The 586-nt window shown below is 30.0% G+C and carries 1 protein-coding gene; it reads right to left on the minus strand.

What is annotated here, in order from left to right:
• Window positions 1-163 precede the first annotated feature (163 nt).
• Window positions 164-487, minus strand: a complete 324-nt coding sequence (locus INF68_RS23070; RefSeq protein WP_193525489.1) for a conjugal transfer protein TraD — start codon at window positions 485-487, stop codon at window positions 164-166.
• Between the last annotated feature and the right edge of the window lie 99 nt (window positions 488-586).

The following is a 586-nucleotide window of genomic DNA, read 5'->3' on the forward strand; positions in this document are numbered from 1 at the left end:
TGACTTTATTAAATACCACCACAGCTTACAAGATTTGAATATGGAGTTATTCATCTGTGATGATAAAATGAAATACAATTAATATAAAATAATGTCAAATTTAATTCAATGAAAGTTGAATACATATAACATTTTATACTTATACAATGACTTCTATATTCCATTAAGTTTTTCGGCCTTTCATACTAGCCAGAAATAACATTCCGTTTCTTTTAAATCTTTCTTTATCATCTGGATGTAGGTGGGGTATCTCTAGTAGCATACCTAAAACAAGATCCTTATCCACCGTAAAAACATCACAATCAAGAGCCTTGGCAACTTCAGCCCCTAAAATTATTTTCTGACGTGTCTCTATCTGTTTAGCTTCTTGCTTAGACTTATATTGCAAACGATTTAAACGCATCTGAGCAGATGCTAATTGCTGCTCCAGTGTCTTTTTTATTCGTGGTTTCTTTCTGGTTTGCTCTTTATCTGAAATATCACTCATTTTCTATCCTCTTATAGTTCCATGATACATATATATTTCTTATATATATGTTAGTCAATGAGGATATTTGAAAAATTGGATTATTATTTCTTTTTATAA

Origin of the sequence: Enterobacter cloacae complex sp. P16RS2, from assembly GCF_014982155.1 — a bacterium.
GTDB classification, from domain to species: domain Bacteria; phylum Pseudomonadota; class Gammaproteobacteria; order Enterobacterales; family Enterobacteriaceae; genus Enterobacter; species Enterobacter cloacae_M.

Excerpts from the sequence above, each read along its gene's own strand:
- INF68_RS23070 (WP_193525489.1), bottom strand. The coding sequence starts at position 487 with ATGAGTGATATTTCAGATAAAGAGCAAACCAGAAAGAAACCACGAATA.